Origin of the sequence: Paraburkholderia caribensis (genome assembly GCF_002902945.1) — a bacterium.
Classification (GTDB): domain Bacteria; phylum Pseudomonadota; class Gammaproteobacteria; order Burkholderiales; family Burkholderiaceae; genus Paraburkholderia; species Paraburkholderia caribensis.
On sequence record NZ_CP026101.1, the window covers coordinates 1,617,998 to 1,634,840 of the forward strand.

General features: G+C 64.4%; 18 protein-coding genes. 4 read left to right on the top strand and 14 right to left on the bottom strand.

Annotation, left to right across the window (positions count from 1 at the left end; all coding sequences use genetic code 11):
- The first annotated feature begins 52 nt into the window (after positions 1–52).
- Entirely contained in the window at positions 53–589 is a 537-nt protein-coding gene (locus C2L66_RS07210) for a hypothetical protein (protein ID WP_060601090.1), read from the top strand.
- A 106-nt stretch (positions 590–695) separates the two neighbouring features.
- Here the strand turns inward: C2L66_RS07210 and C2L66_RS07215 are convergent, their stop codons facing one another.
- Positions 696–1,001: a hypothetical protein gene (locus tag C2L66_RS07215; RefSeq protein WP_060601088.1), complete on the bottom strand. Its 306-nt coding sequence runs from the start codon at positions 999–1,001 to the stop codon at positions 696–698.
- A 121-nt stretch (positions 1,002–1,122) separates the two neighbouring features.
- The gene (gene hpaC / locus C2L66_RS07220; RefSeq protein WP_060602690.1) at positions 1,123–1,656 is read right to left on the bottom strand and encodes a 4-hydroxyphenylacetate 3-monooxygenase, reductase component; all 534 of its coding nucleotides are present in this window, start codon (positions 1,654–1,656) and stop codon (positions 1,123–1,125) included.
- Between the two features lie 375 nt (positions 1,657–2,031).
- On the opposite strand from hpaC, the gene C2L66_RS07225 reads away from it, so the two are divergent.
- The gene (locus C2L66_RS07225) at positions 2,032–2,664 is read left to right on the top strand and encodes a response regulator transcription factor (RefSeq protein WP_176056909.1); all 633 of its coding nucleotides are present in this window, start codon (positions 2,032–2,034) and stop codon (positions 2,662–2,664) included.
- A gap of 50 nt (positions 2,665–2,714) precedes the next feature.
- On the opposite strand, the gene C2L66_RS07230 is transcribed toward C2L66_RS07225, so the two are convergent.
- Genes C2L66_RS07230 through C2L66_RS07250 form a run of 5 tightly spaced genes read right to left on the bottom strand, consistent with a single transcriptional unit; the run spans position 2,715 to position 6,790 of the window.
- Positions 2,715–3,458 carry an SDR family NAD(P)-dependent oxidoreductase gene (locus tag C2L66_RS07230; RefSeq protein ID WP_060601083.1) on the bottom strand — a complete coding sequence of 248 codons (744 nt, stop codon included), beginning with the start codon at positions 3,456–3,458 and terminating at the stop codon, positions 2,715–2,717.
- Positions 3,459–3,509: 51 nt separating this feature from the next.
- On the bottom strand, positions 3,510–4,649 hold the full coding sequence (locus tag C2L66_RS07235; RefSeq protein ID WP_060601081.1) for an amidase: 1,140 nt from the start codon (positions 4,647–4,649) through the stop codon (positions 3,510–3,512).
- Positions 4,646–5,173 (bottom strand): nuclear transport factor 2 family protein, encoded by a 528-nt coding sequence (locus C2L66_RS07240; RefSeq protein WP_060601080.1) that lies wholly within the window; start codon positions 5,171–5,173, stop codon positions 4,646–4,648. The genes C2L66_RS07235 and C2L66_RS07240 overlap by 4 nt, the downstream gene beginning before the upstream one ends.
- A 3-nt stretch (positions 5,174–5,176) precedes the next feature.
- On the bottom strand, positions 5,177–5,554 hold the full coding sequence (locus C2L66_RS07245) for a hypothetical protein (RefSeq protein ID WP_060601077.1): 378 nt from the start codon (positions 5,552–5,554) through the stop codon (positions 5,177–5,179).
- A gap of 51 nt (positions 5,555–5,605) precedes the next feature.
- Entirely contained in the window at positions 5,606–6,790 is a 1,185-nt protein-coding gene (locus C2L66_RS07250) for an acyl-CoA dehydrogenase family protein (protein ID WP_060601074.1), read from the bottom strand.
- Positions 6,791–6,985: 195 nt separating this feature from the next.
- Here C2L66_RS07250 and C2L66_RS07255 point away from each other — a divergent pair, with 195 nt between their 5' ends.
- Complete coding sequence (locus C2L66_RS07255) at positions 6,986–8,476, top strand: PAS domain-containing sensor histidine kinase (RefSeq protein WP_060601071.1); 1,491 nt, start codon at positions 6,986–6,988, stop codon at positions 8,474–8,476.
- Positions 8,477–8,483: 7 nt separating this feature from the next.
- On the opposite strand, the gene C2L66_RS07260 is transcribed toward C2L66_RS07255, so the two are convergent.
- Genes C2L66_RS07260 through C2L66_RS07270 form a run of 3 tightly spaced genes read right to left on the bottom strand, consistent with a single transcriptional unit; the run spans position 8,484 to position 10,707 of the window.
- Positions 8,484–8,870 carry a tautomerase family protein gene (locus tag C2L66_RS07260; protein ID WP_054934589.1) on the bottom strand — a complete coding sequence of 129 codons (387 nt, stop codon included), beginning with the start codon at positions 8,868–8,870 and terminating at the stop codon, positions 8,484–8,486.
- A gap of 56 nt (positions 8,871–8,926) precedes the next feature.
- Positions 8,927–9,427, bottom strand: coding sequence for an aromatic-ring-hydroxylating dioxygenase subunit beta (locus tag C2L66_RS07265; RefSeq protein WP_060601068.1), 501 nt, complete (start codon positions 9,425–9,427; stop codon positions 8,927–8,929).
- Positions 9,424–10,707, bottom strand: a complete 1,284-nt coding sequence (locus C2L66_RS07270) for an aromatic ring-hydroxylating oxygenase subunit alpha (RefSeq protein ID WP_054934591.1) — start codon at positions 10,705–10,707, stop codon at positions 9,424–9,426. The genes C2L66_RS07265 and C2L66_RS07270 overlap by 4 nt, the downstream gene beginning before the upstream one ends.
- A 179-nt stretch (positions 10,708–10,886) precedes the next feature.
- Between C2L66_RS07270 and C2L66_RS07275 the strand changes: the two genes are divergently transcribed.
- Positions 10,887–11,807 (top strand): LysR family transcriptional regulator, encoded by a 921-nt coding sequence (locus C2L66_RS07275; protein WP_054934592.1) that lies wholly within the window; start codon positions 10,887–10,889, stop codon positions 11,805–11,807.
- Positions 11,808–11,809: 2 nt separating this feature from the next.
- Here the strand turns inward: C2L66_RS07275 and C2L66_RS07280 are convergent, their stop codons facing one another.
- The 4 genes from C2L66_RS07280 to C2L66_RS07295 form a co-directional block, all read right to left on the bottom strand.
- Complete coding sequence (locus C2L66_RS07280; RefSeq protein WP_060601064.1) at positions 11,810–12,781, bottom strand: PDR/VanB family oxidoreductase; 972 nt, start codon at positions 12,779–12,781, stop codon at positions 11,810–11,812.
- 122 nt (positions 12,782–12,903) lie between these two features.
- The gene (gene acuI, locus C2L66_RS07285; protein WP_054934594.1) at positions 12,904–13,884 is read right to left on the bottom strand and encodes an acrylyl-CoA reductase (NADPH); all 981 of its coding nucleotides are present in this window, start codon (positions 13,882–13,884) and stop codon (positions 12,904–12,906) included.
- 232 nt (positions 13,885–14,116) lie between these two features.
- Positions 14,117–14,701, bottom strand: a complete 585-nt coding sequence (locus tag C2L66_RS07290) for a hypothetical protein (RefSeq protein ID WP_060601061.1) — start codon at positions 14,699–14,701, stop codon at positions 14,117–14,119.
- Positions 14,702–14,925: 224 nt separating this feature from the next.
- Positions 14,926–16,671, bottom strand: coding sequence for a hypothetical protein (locus C2L66_RS07295; protein WP_060601059.1), 1,746 nt, complete (start codon positions 16,669–16,671; stop codon positions 14,926–14,928).
- Positions 16,672–16,843: the final 172 nt, after the last annotated feature.

The following is a 16,843-nucleotide window of genomic DNA, read 5'->3' on the forward strand; positions in this document are numbered from 1 at the left end:
CGCCGCGTGCCTTCCAATATGGCACGCTGGACTTACGCACGGACATGCTTCGATGAAAGACGCTTTCGAACGACGCGCGTTGCTGCTGCATCTCGGCGACGCGCTGCAAACCCTCTCCATGGCGCTTGCCGCCGATGCAAAACATCACACCGTGCATCATCTGCTGAACGCCCATCCGGAACTGGCCGCGCATGCATGGCTTGCTGCCGTCTCGCCGAAGATGAAGGCGGCGGAGTTCGCGAAACGCGCGAGTGCATCGTTTGCGATATGGCCTGCTCTGTTGCTAGAGGAGCAGGTTGATTACACGCGGCTCGCGCTTGCCGTTCACGACCATCTGTTCGCGGACGATCGCGCGGGCTGGCGTACCTACGTCGACGCGATGAAGCGCGAAGTCGAATGGTTCGGCGATGCGCTGCCTTTCGCGGAGGAACCTGTACAGGCGGCCGCAATGGCGCCGCAATCCGACGAAACCGACACGCGCGCAAACGATGCCGATGTCGAGCGTGCCGGCGAGGGCCGCGATCCGCAGCGTGACAGTGTCGAGAGCAACGGTTTGTATCCTGCATGGCCGTGGAAGCCAGGCGTGTGATGCAGCAGGAACGACATCGCCTCGCGACAGCCGGCTCGGTGGCGGCCATAGCGAGGCGATCGACGATCACGCGTTCATCCACACAACGCGCGAACCGGCACGAGGATCAGTAACCCCAGCGTTCGCGTTGACGCTCGTGCCACGCATGCTCACGCCAGGCTTCGTGACGGCGCCACTCGCGTTCACGCCACTCGCGCTCACGCCACGCGCGGCGCTCGCGCCAGTCGTCGTCGTAGCCATAGCCATAGCCATAGCCGACGGCCACGGGGGCGGGCGCAGCGTACACAGGCTGGGCGGGCACGATCACACCGGGCACGCCGAGACCGACGGCGACGTCGACATGCGCAGAAGCCGCCGCTGAAGCCGCCAGCATCGCCACGCCAATAGCTGCACCAAGCATCATCTTCTTCATGTTTGCTCCCTGCGCATGGATGCGCGTCACTGAATTCGGCTTCAGTCTAGGAGCGCGTGCCGGACACAGGTGCTACAGCCGTGCGAGAAAAGTAACCCGGAGTAACAACGCTCAGGCGGACTCAGGCTGCGCACGGTCTCGGCACGCGATGAAACTGGCGGTCGAAGTAGATCAGACTGTCGCCGTCGGCGCACACGCGAATCTGCGTGGCCTCGACGAACATCACCGAGTGCGAGCCCACTTCCTTCAGATCGACGATCCTTCCTTGCAGGCTCGCGAGCGCGTCGCGCAGTACGGGCACGCCATGCGGGCCTTCGTCCCAGACGGGCAGGCTGAAGCGCGCTTCCATCGGCAGTTGCGTGAGCCCGGCGAAGTGTCGCGCGAGCAGTTCGTGATGAGCAGGCAGCACATTGATGCAGACGTTGCGATTGCGTTCGAACACGGCGTGCATCGCGCTTGAACGGTTCATGCAGACGAGCAGCGTGGGCGGTGCGTCCGTCACCGAGCAGACCGCGCTCGCCGTGATGCCGCAGCGCCCGGACTCGCCGAAGGTCGTGATGATGTTGACGGCCGCGCCCAGATGCGCCATCGCCTGGCGAAACTGCTTGCGCGCGTCGTCGGAGTCGAGCATGGGCGGACGTTGCATATCGGACATGTGTGTGGCTCCTGCACGGTGGTCGCTGCGAATCGACCGCTCGCCCGCGATGATTGCGTGCGCGACGATCCCATGCATCAAGCGTACGGCATGCCTCGCATGAAAAAAATCCGCGTGAGCGACACACGGGTTGGCGCGCTTCCCGACCCGTCTAAAGGTTTTACCAGGTTGCGTTCGCTATGCATCCGCGCATCGTGCGTTAGCCGCTGCTGTCACGCAATCGGGCCTGCAATAAAGGCTTTGCACGCGAATTTGCGCTGGTTATGATGAGCCTTCTCAAAAATTAGACAGCGAACGCGTGGAGACAGCCGGACAAGTTCCGGCGCGCGTTGCAGACAGGTTCAAGACATGAGTCCAGCCAGCACCATCCCGCCCATCCATTCGCCCGCGCCCATCGTGTATATCGTCGATGACGACAATGGCATGCGCACATCGTTGGCGTGGCTGCTGGAGTCGGTCGGCGTGAAGTCGGAAGGGTTTGCGAACGCGGCCGATTTCCTGCAGGCCTTCGACGCGAAGCTGCCGGCGTGTCTCGTGCTCGACGTGCGGATGCCGGAGACGAGCGGCTTCGACGTACAAGCCGAACTCAACGCGCGCGGCGCGACCTTGCCGATCATTTTCGTCAGCGGCCACGGCGATATTCCGATGTCCGTGCGCGCGTTGCAAAACGGCGCGATCGATTTCGTCGAAAAGCCGTACAACTCGCAGCAGATGCTCGAGCGCATCCAGCGCGCGATGAAGCTCGCGGCGCAACGGCATGCGGCGGATCAGAAGCTGCGCGGTCTGCGTCAGCGGATCGAATCGCTGACAGCGCGTGAAAAGGAAGTGCTGCGCGGCGTGCTGGATGGGAAGGGCAGCAAGCGCATTGCGTCGGATCTGTCGATCAGCGTGAAAACGGTCGACGTGCATCGCGCGAGCATCAAGGACAAGCTCGGCGCGTCGTCGATCGCGACGCTGGTGCGCGATGTGATGGCCGTATGGAGTCCGGGCGAGGGCGGGCGCGAATGATCCGCACGGCACGGCGTGCGAGGCAAGCGCCGTGCTGTTTTCCTGGTGTGTTATCGCATGTATAGCCCGCCGTTCACATCCCAGCACGCGCCGTTCGCGAAGTACGCATCGCCCGATGCGAGCAGCACGGCAACCTGTGCGACGTAATCCGCCGAACCGAGACGGCCGCCGGGGATGCTGGCGATGACCTTGTCGAGCTTGTCGGCAGACACGCTTTCGTGAACGATGGGCAGATCGAGCGGTCCCGGCGAGATGGCGTTGACGGTCACGCCATGTGCGGCGAGATCGCGCGCGAACACCTTGGTCAACGTGATCGCGCCGCCTTTCGCCGCCGCATAATGCGCGCCCGTCGCGGAGCCGCCATTCTGTCCCGCGAGCGATGCGATATTGACGATGCGCCCGGCCCCGCGATCGGCGAAGTACTGGCCGAACACCTGGCAGCCGAACAGCACGCTGCGCAGATTGATGTCGATCACCTGATCGAACTGCTCTGCGCTGATCTCCATCACCGGCACGACCTTCGACGCACCCGCGTTGTTCACGAGCACGTCGACACGTCCCCAACGCGCGATCAACGCATCGCGTGCGGCTTCGAAGTCCTGCTTGCGCGTGACGTCGAGTGCGATCGCGCACGCGGTTTCGTGATGCGCGCTCAGTTCAGCGGCAAGCGCGTTCGCGGCATCGAATGCGATATCGGCTAGCGCGACCTTGTAACCCGCGCTGTGAAAATGCTTCGCGACGACGGCGCCCAACCCGCGCGCCGCGCCCGTCACGATGACGACTCTGTTCGACATGAGTAACGATTCCTTCGCTGCGTGCGTTCACGTGAGCGCACGCTGTTCATCTCAAGAGGCTGCAAGCGCCGCTTCGAAGTGCGCGGCGATGGCGCACACCTGTTCGTCCGCGCCTTTTCGCCCGACAATTTGCAGGCCCGCCTTCAACGGCGAGCCTTCAATCGGGATCGGCAAGCTCAGCGCAGGATGGCCGCTCAGATTGAACGGACGGATCAGCGACGACATCGTGAGCACGGGCGTGCCGTTGCGCGCGGCTTCGATCGTGATCGGCAGGGCGGGCAAGGTCGGTAGCACCAATACGTCGGCGTTCTCGAGTGCGCGATCGACGGCGGCCGTGAATGCGCGCCGCGCGCGCTCGGCCGTGTCGAGCTGCGCCTGGGTGGTTTGCACCGCGGCGCGCAAGCGTGCGTCGACATCCGCACCGAGCTTGCCTGATTCGACGAGAGGTGCGAATGCACGCGCCGTTTCTATGTTGATGACGGCGAGGCCCGCTTCGAAGGCTTCTTTCAGGTGGTCCAGTTCGATCACGCGCGACGCGACAGCCGCGATCTGCACCGCACGCTCCACGCCCTGGCGGATGGCCGCATCTGCGTCGACGGAAACGATCGCGACGTTTGCGCGTGCGTTCACGCGTTTGGCGGCGTTCGTGTCGAACGCGGGTGCGATGGCCGCCATTGCATCGACCAGCGTGGCGATATCGCGCGTGAACGGACCCACGCAATCCAGCGTGGATTCACGCGGCACGGCGCCTTTGCGTGACACGCGCCCGAACGTCGGCTTGAGTCCGATCACGCCGCAGCACGCAGCCGGTCCGCGAATCGAGCCGCCCGTGTCGGTGCCGAGCGCGGCATCGACGAGCTTCAACCCGACCGCCGACGCCGATCCGCTCGACGAACCGCCGGGAATGCGCGCAGCGTCTTGCGGATTGACGGGCGTGCCCGTGTAGTCGTTGATGCCCGTCATGCCGAACGCGAGCTCGTGCATGTTGGTCTTGCCGGTGATACGCCAGCCCGCATCGAGCAGACGCTGGACGACTTCGGCATGCGCGGCGGCGGGCGGCGTATCGGCAAGCGCGCGGCTTGCACCCGTAGTCGCGTAGCCTGCGACGTCGATCGAGTCCTTGATCGCGATGGTCGGGCCTGGCGCGCCGGGGGCCGCGCTCAGTGTGAATTCGCTGATGAATGCAGTCATGATGTAGTGTCCTTGCGAGCGTTGACTTGCCAGGGCGCATCGAACAGGCGCTCGGTGCGAAAGTGCTGGATCAGCCAGTTGCGGCCGTCCTGTGCGGGCACGAAGTCGATGTCGAGCCGCGCGGCGATGAGTTCGGCGCACGCATCGACGTAACCTGACGCCTGCAGCATGATCCAGCGGCCTTTCGCCCTTGCGCCGTCGACTTCGATCGTCTCCGACGTCAAAAAATGTACGTTCGTCGCGAAGTGCGGAACGGGTGGCAGATAACGCTGCAGCATGGCAACGATAGCGTCATGTCCGCGCAGATGCCCGAACTTCTGCGCGTACTGCGGGCCGATGCCTTCCCAGATCGCGTCGTGCGCGAACAGCGCGGCAAGCGTCTCGCCGTCGAGCGTTCCCGAGGGCACATCGCACAAGGCCATATAGCGCGCAATGGTCTTGCGCACCGCGTTCTCGGCTTCGAGCGCGACGATGCGCGCCTGCAAGGCCTGGAGCGTGCTGGATGGCAACGTGATATCGCTCATGGTTCAGGACGCGTTCTGCACAACGGGCGGCACCGTCAACGCGCGTCCCACACGCGCTTCGATCTTGCCGTAGCGCCACAGGTTGTATTCCCCGACGGGCGTCGTGCGGTACAGATTGCAGACGGCGACGGCCGTGTCGAAATCGGCGACGTCGGCCATGATGTAGAACGTCCATGGCGCGCCATCCGACTGGCCCACGACGAGCCGGTCGTCATCCATTACGCCGAGCACGCGCACGTTCTCCATCGCTTCGACGGCGGCCAGCATGCTGGCGTAAGCCTGCCATACCTGGCCGATCTGCTCGCGCGGCAAGTCGAAGAAATTCTGCGTGACGCCGCAGCAGAACAGCACACGCAACGGCAGCGAACGATTGTCAGTCATGAAGCGAAACTCCCTTGAAAACGGGCCTGAAATGAAAGGTATCCAGCGCAGTTACAGATAACCGGGGATCGGCGGTACGCCGACGAACACGGCGCCCGCGCCGTCGTAGTTGCCCTCGCCGAGGAACGCGTGCTGCGTGACGACCATCGCGTCGCGCATCAGACGTTGCAGCGGATGCGAGCGGTAAATTGCCATCGTGCCGCCCAGCCGGTACGCGCGGCCCACCACGTCCGCGCCTTCGCGCGCGATCTGCGTGGCTGCGAGGCGCAGCAGGCTGACCTGATCGGCGCTCACGTCGTTGCCGGTGAGGATCGACTGCCATACTTCATCCGTCGATTCATAGAAGAACGCACGCGCCGAGCGCAGCTGCGCTTCTGCCTTCGCGAGTTCGATGCGGTAATACGCACGGTCGGCGAGTTGCGGTGCGCCCGTCGTCGTCTTGCGGCCGCCTGCCATCTGATTGGCGACGTCGAGCGCCGCGCGCGCGAGCCCGAGGTTCACGACGGCGAGCACCTGCGCTGCGTACGCAATGGTCGGATAGCGATACAGCGGCTCATCGACGGTCGGCGCTCCGCCGCGCACGAAGGTCCAGTCATCGGCGACGAACTGTTCGGTGACGCGCAGATCATGGCTGCCCGTGCCTTGCATGCCGACCACGTCCCAGTTGTCGACGATCTCGACCTGCGCGGGACGAAACACGGCAGTGCGCGGTTTGCCGGGTGCGCCGCCGTCCTTGCCGCCGACGCCGATGCCGACCCCCAGCCAGTCCGCGCCCTTGCAGCCGCTCGCGAATTTCCACGTGCCGTTCACGCGCCAGCCGCCGGGCGCAGGCTGCGCGGCCTGCACAGGGAAGAGGCCGCCCGCGAAGACCTGATCGGGACCTGCCGCGTAAATCGCTTGCTGCGTGGCAAGCGGCAGCGCGGCGAGATACACGTTCGCGCTGCCGAAGCTCGCGACCCATGCAGCCGAGCCGTCCGCGACCGCAATGCGTTCGATCATCGCGAGGAATTCGCCCGGTGCGCGCGCATCGCCGCCGAAGCGCCGTGGTGTGCCTGCGCGATAGATGCCGGCGCGCTTGAGCTTCGCGATCACATCGCGCGGCACATGCGACAGCCGATCGAACTCGTCGCGACGCGCGGCGATTTCTTCGATCACGACGTCGAGGGGCAGTGCATCGGCGGATTCCTGTTGCAACGTATGGACGTGGCTTGTGGCGAGGGCAGTGGCGGCGGACATGTCGATTCTCCTGAATGCGTTTGACGTTATTGACGTTCAGGTCAGTCTAGAAACGCAAAAAGACACCATCAATTGGGGCGCCCGTCCGCGTTTCCTGGCATCGACGCCCGCGTGCCTAAAGAAATCTTTAGACGCGCGACGGAGAAAGCCGATGTTATGGTTACGCCTGCACTCCCGCCTTGTCGCTCGCGCATCATGATCTTTCCCGCCGAAGAAGATTTTCACCGTCTGCTCGACGCATTGACGCTCTGCGTGCTGTTGCATGACGCGCAAACGAAAGCGATCGTGTGGGCCAATCGCGCGGCCTGTGTCGCGCTGGGTTTTTCGCTCGAAGAACTGCTGCCGCTCAAGGCGCCCGACATGACGCGTCCCGAGCCGAAGTACCGGCGCGAGATCGGCGTGGCCGCGATGGATCGCGCGATCACACAAGGGCCGCAGGTGTACGAATGGTGTTACCGCTCGCGGGCGGGTATCGACATGTTGTCGGAAGCGGTTGCGACCTATGTGCCGTTGCGCGAGCGTGCCGTCGTGATGGTGCAGTTCCGCGACATCAGCGAAGAAGAGGCGACGCGGCGCAAGCTGCGCCGCTATGAAACGCGCCTGCGCGAATTCATGCAGGATCTCGGCGAGGGCGTGGCGGTGCTGACGCCGCGCGGCAAGCTCGAATACATCAGCGAGTCGGGGCGGCGCGTGCTGGGCGTGGGACCGGGTGAGCCAATCGGCGGCGTGCCCGACTATTGCACGCCCGCCGATCGCAACCGGCTCGTCACGCAGTTGCGGCACGCGACCAGCGAGCAGCCTACGCACGCGCAGCGCTACCGGATCACGCGGCGCGACGGTGCGACGCGCTGGCTGCGCATCACCTGCCGGCGGGTCGCGATCGAAAACGAGCTGAATGGCTTGCTGATTCACTTCCGCGACATCAGCGACGAGGTCGCGACGGAGGAAGCCCGCCGCACGGAAGCGCGCATGCTCGAATACGCGGGCCGCTATAACGCAATGGGCGAGATGGCGACGGCCATTGCGCACGAGTTGAGCCAGCCGCTTGCCGCCGTGCGTAATTTCATCGAAGGCGCAATCCAGCGGCTGGGTCAGGGCAGCGTCGACTCCGCGATCTGGGGACTGCGCAGTGCGGATCGTCAGGCCGAGCATGCGGCGCTCATCATCCAGAGCGTGCGCGAGTACATCGTCAAGCGCGAGCCGACTGAAACGCATGCCGATCTGCGCGACATACTGAACGACGTCGCCTACTTCATCGAGCTGCGCGCGAAAGAAGCCGGCGTGCGCGTGCGGATCGAACAGGCGAACCAGGCATTGCCCGTGCTGTGCGAACGCGTGCTGATCGGCCAGGTGATGTTGAATCTCGCGTTCAACGCGCTCGAAGCGTTGACGGAAACCAGGGGCGCGACGGGTGTCGTGACGCTCGCGACGGCCATGGCGGATGGGCGTGCCGAACTGCGCGTGATCGATAACGGCCCCGGCGTGCCTGCCGATGCGCATGAACGTCTCTTCGACGGCTTTTCTTCTTCGAAGGCGGGTGGCAACGGCATCGGCCTGTCGCTGTGCAAGAACATCGTCACGCGGCATGGCGGACGCATCTGGGCGCGAGCGGCAGCGGGCGGCGGACTCGAATGCCGCGTCGCCTTGCCGCTCGAACCCGCGCTCGCGCCTGATGCAGGCGTCTAGCTTCGTCTCAGCGTCCAAGCGAGCGGGCCGTCTGACCGCCAATGCCGAAGTCGGTGTTGGGGATGTCCTTGATCATCACGCGCGTCGCCTGAAGCGGCGCATCGAGCACGGCGGCGGCCGTTTCGGATAACGCGGCGATCAGCGCTTCTTTTTGCGCATCGGTGCGGCCCGCAATGAGGATCGCGACGATCACGGGCAGCGAAGGCGGAGCGCCACGAGACGCCGTCTTGCCGCCCAATCCGAAATGCGTGTCGGGCATCTCGCTCAGCAGAATGCGCACGGCCTCGGCAGGCGCGCCGATCGCGGCGACCGTCGCCTGCGTGAGGCCCTGGATCAGCGACGCTTTGCGCGCTTCGTCGTGCCCATGCGGCAGATAGACTTCGAGTGTAGGCATAGAGGTTCGCTCCTCGCGTGCAGCGGGCTTGCGCAGCCGCTGCACACATCAAAGGCTCACAGCAGAAAGCCGATCGCGCTCAGCGCTTCCGTCGAATCGATCAGGCGAATCACCTTGTCGACGAGGCGCGGTTCGCCCGTCGCGAAGCTGATCTTGTGCGTGAGATCGGCGGCGAAGATCGTCGATGCACCGCGTTTGTATGCGACGATCACCTGCGCGGACTTCACTTCGACGACATCGGCGGCATCGCTCGTCAACGTGAAGCGCGATACCGTGCGTACGGTGCGCGCCGCATCGGAGGCCGAGGCCGAATAGCCGGACACCATGCGTTGCACGCGCAGTTCGCGCATGTGCTGGTCGTCGTACGCGTAGTTCAGCGTCGCGGCGAAGTCGGTCGCCTGGGGATCGATGGGCACGACGTAGAAGCCCGACGGGTCCCACAGGTCGAGCCACGCGCGATAGTCGCGGCGGTCGAGCATCTCGGCTTCGCGCCAGATGAATTCGATGGCGCGCGCGAAAGTCTGTTGCGAGAAGAGTGCGTTGCGATCGTCCATCATGCCTGCTCCATCATTGCGCGCCACTGGCGATACGCTTCGCGCATGCCCGTTTCATCCGTTGCGTGTGCGGTCTTTTCGCCGTTTGCGGCTGTCGTTTCGCGGTTCAATCCGCGGTTGACGAGAATCGGCACGTCGGGTCCCGCATAGGAGCCGCGCTGCACGCGTTCCCATGCTTCGGCGTCGTCGGGGCTGCCGAAACCGAACGGGCCCTGGAAGTGTTCGTGAATACGCAGGCGCACACGGTTCGCTTCGTCGGGGCCGCCGTCCATGGCAAGCGCGACGTGGCGGATTTCCGTCTCTTCTGCGGAAATGGGGCGCAGCACGCGGAAGAACGCCATCGACAGCGCGAGGTTTGGGAACAGATTCAGGTTGAAGCCGACGCCCATCAACGAACGCACGATGCGTCGCACTTCTTCCGGCGTGTGACGTTCCGCGAGTTGCGTGGCCAGTTCGTTGAAGCGCTCGGGCAGCGGTGCGCCGTCGTCCTTGTCGAGATCGACGAGTTCGGGCACCAGCACGGCGAGGCTATGGCCATTGCCGAGCGAGCGGCAAAATGCGTCATCGCTCGTCATGAAGCTGGTGATGGCAGCCGCCGTTTCGTCGTCGATCGATTTCATCCACGACTTGTGCACGACGGGGAAGTGATACAGGTCCGTCGTGTTCTCGAGCTGGATTTTCCAGTTGCCCTTGAACTTGAACTTGTGCTCGCCATTGGCCTTGATCGGAAAGCCCGCGCCTTGCTTCATGAACAGGTCGATCCACGGCTTCGCGCCGCCGAGAAAGTCTTCGAGCGGCTCGATGTTCTCGTCGAAGCTCGCGAAGATCAGCCCTTGATAGATGCCTACGCGCAGCTTCGCGAGCGGCAGGTCGCCTTTCTCGCATACGCCTTCATAGCCGTCGCCATAGGGCAGCGCGCGCAGCGTGCCGTCGAGCGCATACGACCAGCTGTGATACGGGCACGTGAAGCCTTTCGCATTGCCCTTGTGTTCTTCGCACACGGTCGCGCCGCGATGGCGGCAGCGGTTCTGCAACACGTTCACGGCACCTGTCTTGTCGCGCACGACGATCACGGGTTGCCGGCCGATCGTAGTGGTGCGGAAGTCGCCCGGGTTGGGCAGCTCGCTTTCATGCGCGACCCAGACCCACGTCTTGTAGAAGATGCGTTCGAGTTCCGCTTCGAACAGGTTCGGATCGTAGTACAGCGAGGGCGCGATGCGATCGGCGTGAACGCGCTCGCGCAGCGTGCTGGTGTCGATGGTTTGCCAGGTAGTGTCGCTCATCGTTGTGATGTGTCGGGACGTGATGGTCGGAAGTGAATTCGGGCGAAAGCGGGGGACATGTCGTGTTTCTTTCGCGTTGACATCAGTCTCGCTTTGCACCGATCATGCGTCAAATCGATTAAAAATGAGCCGGCCAATAAGTGCGGCAAATATAATGATGACCCCGTCGGAAGCCCACCATGACCTCACTCGATCACGTCGACCTCAATCTGCTGCGCGTGTTTCAGGCGATCGTCGATGAGCGCAGCCTCACCAAAGCCGGCGAACGGCTTGCGCTGTCGCAACCCGCCATCAGCTATTCGCTGGCGCGTCTGCGTACGTTGTTCGACGACCCGTTGTTCATCCGCACGCGCTCGGGCATGCAGCCCACGCCGATTGCGCTCGAACTCGCAAGCATCGTGGGCCGTGCGCTCGATACGGTGCGCGAGGCACTGCGTTACGCGGAGAGCTTCGACCCCGCGACGAGCACGCGCACGTTCCGGCTGTCGCTGTCGGATGCGGGGGAAATGGCTTATTTGCCGGCGATCTGCGAGGCGTTGCACGAGCGTGCGCCGCGCGTGAAGCTGTCGGTCGAGCCGCTGCCCGTGGAAGCGATAGAAGATGCGCTGCGTTCCAGCAGGCTCGATTTCGCAATCGGCAATCTGCCGATGCTGATGGCGCGCACGCGCCATCAACTGCTATTCGAAGAGACGTATGTGTGCATGACGCGCAAGCGGCGCGGCTTGCCGCCAGGTTCGGCATTGAGTCTCGAACATTTCCTGCAGGCTTCGCATGTGCAGGTGCGCTCCGTCGAGCACAGTCACCACGCCCTCGACGATGCGTTGCGCGCACAAGGCGTGGGCCGCAACATCGTGCTGCAGTTGCCGCATTTCGTAGCGCTGCCCGGCGTGCTGGCCGTCACCGATCTGTTCGCGACGTTGCCGCAAAGGCTTGCCGGCATCCTCAACGGCAACGACGCGTTTCGCATCTATACGTTGCCTGTGCCGATTCCACAGGCCACGGTGACGATGCACTGGCACGAGCACTTCCACGAAGACGAAGGCATTGCGTGGATGCGCGATCTGATGGCCGAAATGGTGAAGCGCTTCGACAAGAGGTAACGTCAGAGGTCGAGCACGAGCACGGGCGAGCGGGAGCGCGACACACAGCAGCAGATCACGCTGTTGCTCGCGCGTTCCGCCTTGCTCAGGCAATGGTCGCGGTGTTCGGGCTCGCCGCTCACCACGTCGATCATGCAGGTGCCGCACACGCCTTCGCCGCACGACGTGTCCACTTCGACGCCGATCGCAGCGAGTGCCTCGACGATCGAAGTCTTGCTGTCCACGCGCACGATCTGCCCGCTGCTGGCCAGTTGCACGTCGAAGCTGTCGAGCCCGGCGTCGCTGCCGTGCGCTCGAGGTTCGGCCGCAAAACGTTCGAGATGAATCGCATCGGCGGGCAGGCGCGCTTCGCCCGCCGCGACTACGCGATCCATGAACGGCACCGGGCCGCAGGTGTAGACGTGCGTGTCTTGCGGCACATCGGCAAGACACGCGGTAAGTTCGGCATCGAGCGCGTCCGGCTCGATGCCGAAATGCAGCTTCGCGTAGGCATCGAACGGAGCGCGCGAGAGCAGCGGCAGAAACGCCGCATGTTCGACGCTGCGCGCGAAGTAGTGCAGTTCGAAAGGCACGTTCGTCTTCTGCAGCCGGTATGCCATTGAAAGCAGCGGTGTGATGCCGATGCCCGCGCCGATCAACACATGCCGGCTGGCGCCTTCAGCAAGACGGAACAGATTGCGCGGCGCGCCGACGGACAGTTCGGTGCCGATCTGCACGTCGTCATGCAGCGAACGCGAGCCGCCGCGCGATTGCGTTTCTTTCTTGACGGCGAACAGGTGCGTGTCGCGGCAGTCGGGGTCGCCGCATAGCGAATATTGGCGCGTGATACCCGCGGGACTCGTGACGTCGATGTGCGCGCCGGGTTCGTACGCATCGAATGGCGCGCCATCCAGGCGCGAAATGACGAATGAGCGGACGCCGTGTGCTTCGTCGCGCACGGCGTCGACGCGAACCTTGAACGATTGAGCTTGCATGGTGCGATCCAGTCTGTTGCAGTGGGCGGATTCGCATTCAGCTTAAGGTTCGCGTCTGGATCAGGCAAATCGATTAAAAATAGTCAGCTGCATCAATCTGTTCGATAACACTCGCGCGTGTGTCACCGGTTGACGTCCACCACGAGCCGCCCGCGGACCTTGCCGTCGAGCACGTCCGGCGCGGCCGCGAGCGCTTCGGCGAGGCTGATCTCCTTGACCATCGACGCCAATTGCGCGGTGCTCAGGTCCTGCGCGATGCGCTGCCATGCCTCGACGCGGCGCTCGTGCGGCGCCATCACACTGTCGATACCCGCGAGCGTCACGCCGCGCAAAATGAAGGGCGCAACGGTGGCGGGGAAGTCCATTCCTTGTGCGAGTCCGCACGCGGCGACGATCCCGCCATACGCGGTGCCCGCACACGCGTTCGCCAGCGTGTGACTCCCCACGGCATCGATGGCCGCGACCCAGCGTTCCTTCGCGAGCGGCTTGCCCGGCCCGGACAGTTCCGCGCGATCGATGATCTCCTGCGCGCCCAGTTCGCGCAGATAGTCCGACTCGGCGGGACGACCCGTCGACGCGATCACGTGATAGCCGCGCTTCGCGAGCAGCATGATCGCGACGCTGCCGACGCCGCCCGCCGCGCCCGTCACGAGCACCTTGCCGTGCGCGGGCGTGACGCCGTGACGTTCCAGCGCGAGCACGCACAGCATGGCCGTGTAGCCGGCTGTGCCAACGGCCATCGCGTCGCGTGACGTGAGCGGGGCAGGCGTGCGCACGAGCCAGTCGCCGCTCACGCGCGCGCGTTGCGCGAGTCCGCCCCAATGCTTTTCGCCGACGCCGTAGCCGTTCAGGATCACGTGGTCGCCGGGCTGCCATTGCGCATGCTGGCTCGCCTCGACGACGCCCGCGAAGTCGATGCCCGGCACCAGCGGAAAGCTGCGCACGACGGGCGATCGCCCCGTAATTGCGAGGGCGTCCTTGTAGTTGAGCGTCGACCATTCGACACGCACCGTCACGTCGCCTGCGGGCAGATTCGCTTCGTCGATGTCGGCGATGGCCGCGCGGCTGCCGTTGTCCTGCTTCTCGATCAAGATACCTTTCATGGTCCCGTCCGTTGAGTTCGCGTTGCGTGGTGCGTATTAGTCTAGGCGAGTCCGGACGAGCGCGGGCCATTCGACCCGGCCTGGAGCATTCAATGATGCTGCGCATCTTTGCTTGCGACGCGCGAATGGCGGCGCCTTCGAAGTGCGTTGGCGCAGCGTGTGGCGCAATTGAACCAATGTGAACGAACGGTGGGGTGCCGTTCGTCTTTCGTCGCATGAATAGAGGTACGCGTTAGCGTGTGTAGTAGCCGCGCTGCTGCATGCACTTCGCGTAGGCGGTCCAGTAACGGACCATCGGCGGTTCGGGCGGAGGCGGTGGCGGCATGGCCGCAAGCGAAGCCGCTGACGGCATGCTGGCCCCCGAGGCCGCGAGCGCGCCCGATGCAGCCATCGCGTCCGAAGCCGCGAGCGTGCCCGACGCACCCGACGCCGCTGCAGCAGTCGGAGCCGCGACCCCGCTCGCACCGCTCGCGGCTGCTGCAGTCGCTGTCCCGCTTGCGCCCGCTGGCGCGGAAGCCGCCAGCGCGCCCGATGCACCCGATGCGCCCATCGCGGAAGGCAAGGGCGGATTGACGGGCGAGGGTGCAACGATAGGCCGCGGCGCGGCGGCGGCCGCTTTGCCGGGTGGCGGCGGACGCTGCGACTCGTGCGCCATGTTCACTTTCGTCGTTTTGTTGGCGTCCGCGTAGCACGCGGCCGTGTCGACGGCCTGTTGTCCCGGGCTCTGGCTGCGTCCCGGATAGGTCAACGGCTGCTGCGCAACGGATGCGCCGCTGACAACGAAAAGCGCGATTGCAGCATGGGCGAAGCGTGTCATAAGCGAGCGGACTCCCTGGCGAAGTCTTGGTCTTGTCGGCGCGGATGCGCGTCGCGAGGTACGCATGAAGTCATGACGTGCAACATGGCCGTTGCGGCCAGTCAGGCCATCGCAGGCCGAAGGATAGCAATTCCAGCATATCGCCTCACAGCCGCGCAGCACGCCAGAAGCACGCCATTCGTCGCCATTTTCCGTGTTGCAACGCGATATGGCTCACAGCACGATCAGTGCAGCAGGCCGAACACGGCGACACCGTTGGTCGCACCGACATAGACCTTGCCGCGCGAGATCATCGGCGTGATGAACTTGTTGCCCGCGCCCCACTGGTCGCGGGTTCCCGCCTGATTGCTGTTGTAGAGTTCGCTTGCGAGATTGGTCGCGTCGTACGCGTGCAGCGCGCCCGTCGTGCCGTTTTCGGCGGCCCACAGTATCGCGTTCGAGGTCCCGTTCGCCGATATCGCGGGCACGGCGCCCGGATAGGGGAAGGTCGTCGGGCTCTTCGATGCAGCCGTGCTCGCAACCAACGCATGAGTGACGGGCAGCGCCTTGATGTTGTCGTTCAATGCGCCGTAGTAGACGGTGCCGTTGAAATAAGCGGGCGAGCCCCAGATGCCGCCCGCCAGCGTGCCCGTCAGCACCTGCCAGATATTGTTCGCGCCCGCATTGAATTTGCCCATCGCGTCGCGATCGACGACATAGATCTTGTTGTCCTTGCCCGCCGCCACCGCGAGATGCTTGATGGTGCCGTCGGCGGTCTTCTGATCGGGCAACAGCATCGCACCGCCGGAACCGAAGTCGCCGTCTGCGTTCGCGAGCGCGACGACGTCGAGCGGCGCGAAGTAGTCGGTTACCTTGAGCGGGCTCGCCGAAAGCTTCATGAACGAGTTGCCGTAATCGCTATCGACAGGGAAGCCGTTGGTATCGAGCGTCGTGCCGAAGGTGCCGTTGCCGTCCACCACATAGATGGACGTGCCGTCCGATGCCATGCCCGAGCCCGCCATCCACACCGATCCCTGATGGCCGTTCGGCGCGACGTTGACCACGCCTGTCTGCTGCAGCGTGTCGGCGCTATAGCTCATGATCCAGCCCGTGTAGGCGCCCGCCATGCAATGCGCCGTCCAGCCCATGAAGATGTTGCCGTTCACGAGCGTCAACGCGACGCGCTCCGTGTGCAGCGAGGGATCGAACGTCAGCACGCCGTTCACGCTGTTGCCGCCCGTACCTTGAGCGGTCGCCGCGATTTCGCTCGGGCCGCCGAAGCGTTCTGCGCCGTTCGCGAGATCGAGCGCATGCAGGCGATGATGAAGGCCGCCGCTTGCATCCTTCGTCATCGCGACCGCATACAGCACGCCATTCGAGCCGCGGCTGCGGTCGATCACGGGCGTCGACGTAATGCCGATCTCCGGGGTGATGTCATTGCAGCCGCGATTGTCGCTGGGTGTTTCGTTCGCGCCCGTCAGCGAGACTTTCCACAATTGCGCGTAGTTGTCGGCGTCGTACGCGTAGACGCTGTTGTGCTCGGTCACGACATAGATCACGTTGTGCGTCGTGCCATTGATCGACAGGCTCGTGACTGACAGCGGCTGGCCGTCCACCTTGCCGTCGGCGGGCAGAAACGCGACCTTGCCGAACGACGCCGAATTGACGTTGGACGGCGTGAGCGTCGTCTCGGCGAGCATTTGACCGGTGCGTGCGAGATCGTTGTGATGCATCAGCACGTCGGTGGCGATCGACGCTGCCGGTGCTGCGTTGCCGCCCGTACCCGATGTGCCGCTGCCCGAGCCCGATCCCGCACCGCTCGTGCCACTCGTCCCAGCGCTACTGGCGCTCGCATTGTCCGACGAGCCGTTGCCGCATGCCGTGCAAAAGAGCGCGAGCGTCAGTGCGACGGCAGTCTTGCTGACGCGCGAGAGCGTGCGATCCGTATCGCTCGCCGAAGAGACCTGGGACGCTGACAGCTGTCGTTGCATGTGCTTGTCTCCCCACGCCCCGATGAGCGTCCTCGCATGGCGGCAGGCGCGTTATCGCTGTTCCATGCGGCGCTTGCCAATCTCTCCATGTTAAGAATGTCGGCGCAAGGCCACGCGACATCGCTTCGGCTCTTTCCGCCAGACAGTTGCTGTTCGCGCGATGGCCGAATGA

What these genes read in the sequence shown, in the direction of transcription:
- C2L66_RS07210 (WP_060601090.1), top strand. Translation starts at nt 53, where the DNA reads ATGAAAGACGCTTTCGAACGACGCGCGTTGCTGCTGCATCTCGGCGAC.
- C2L66_RS07215 (WP_060601088.1), bottom strand. Translation starts at nt 1,001, where the DNA reads ATGAAGAAGATGATGCTTGGTGCAGCTATTGGCGTGGCGATGCTGGCG.
- hpaC (WP_060602690.1), bottom strand. Translation starts at nt 1,656, where the DNA reads ATGTCCGATATGCAACGTCCGCCCATGCTCGACTCCGACGACGCGCGC.
- C2L66_RS07230 (WP_060601083.1), bottom strand. Translation starts at nt 3,458, where the DNA reads ATGTCGAACAGAGTCGTCATCGTGACGGGCGCGGCGCGCGGGTTGGGC.
- C2L66_RS07235 (WP_060601081.1), bottom strand. Translation starts at nt 4,649, where the DNA reads ATGACTGCATTCATCAGCGAATTCACACTGAGCGCGGCCCCCGGCGCG.
- C2L66_RS07240 (WP_060601080.1), bottom strand. Translation starts at nt 5,173, where the DNA reads ATGAGCGATATCACGTTGCCATCCAGCACGCTCCAGGCCTTGCAGGCG.
- C2L66_RS07245 (WP_060601077.1), bottom strand. Translation starts at nt 5,554, where the DNA reads ATGACTGACAATCGTTCGCTGCCGTTGCGTGTGCTGTTCTGCTGCGGC.
- C2L66_RS07250 (WP_060601074.1), bottom strand. Translation starts at nt 6,790, where the DNA reads ATGTCCGCCGCCACTGCCCTCGCCACAAGCCACGTCCATACGTTGCAA.
- C2L66_RS07255 (WP_060601071.1), top strand. Translation starts at nt 6,986, where the DNA reads ATGATCTTTCCCGCCGAAGAAGATTTTCACCGTCTGCTCGACGCATTG.
- C2L66_RS07260 (WP_054934589.1), bottom strand. Translation starts at nt 8,870, where the DNA reads ATGCCTACACTCGAAGTCTATCTGCCGCATGGGCACGACGAAGCGCGC.
- C2L66_RS07265 (WP_060601068.1), bottom strand. Translation starts at nt 9,427, where the DNA reads ATGATGGACGATCGCAACGCACTCTTCTCGCAACAGACTTTCGCGCGC.
- C2L66_RS07270 (WP_054934591.1), bottom strand. Translation starts at nt 10,707, where the DNA reads ATGAGCGACACTACCTGGCAAACCATCGACACCAGCACGCTGCGCGAG.
- C2L66_RS07275 (WP_054934592.1), top strand. Translation starts at nt 10,887, where the DNA reads ATGACCTCACTCGATCACGTCGACCTCAATCTGCTGCGCGTGTTTCAG.
- C2L66_RS07280 (WP_060601064.1), bottom strand. Translation starts at nt 12,781, where the DNA reads ATGCAAGCTCAATCGTTCAAGGTTCGCGTCGACGCCGTGCGCGACGAA.
- acuI (WP_054934594.1), bottom strand. Translation starts at nt 13,884, where the DNA reads ATGAAAGGTATCTTGATCGAGAAGCAGGACAACGGCAGCCGCGCGGCC.
- C2L66_RS07290 (WP_060601061.1), bottom strand. Translation starts at nt 14,701, where the DNA reads ATGACACGCTTCGCCCATGCTGCAATCGCGCTTTTCGTTGTCAGCGGC.
- C2L66_RS07295 (WP_060601059.1), bottom strand. Translation starts at nt 16,671, where the DNA reads ATGCAACGACAGCTGTCAGCGTCCCAGGTCTCTTCGGCGAGCGATACG.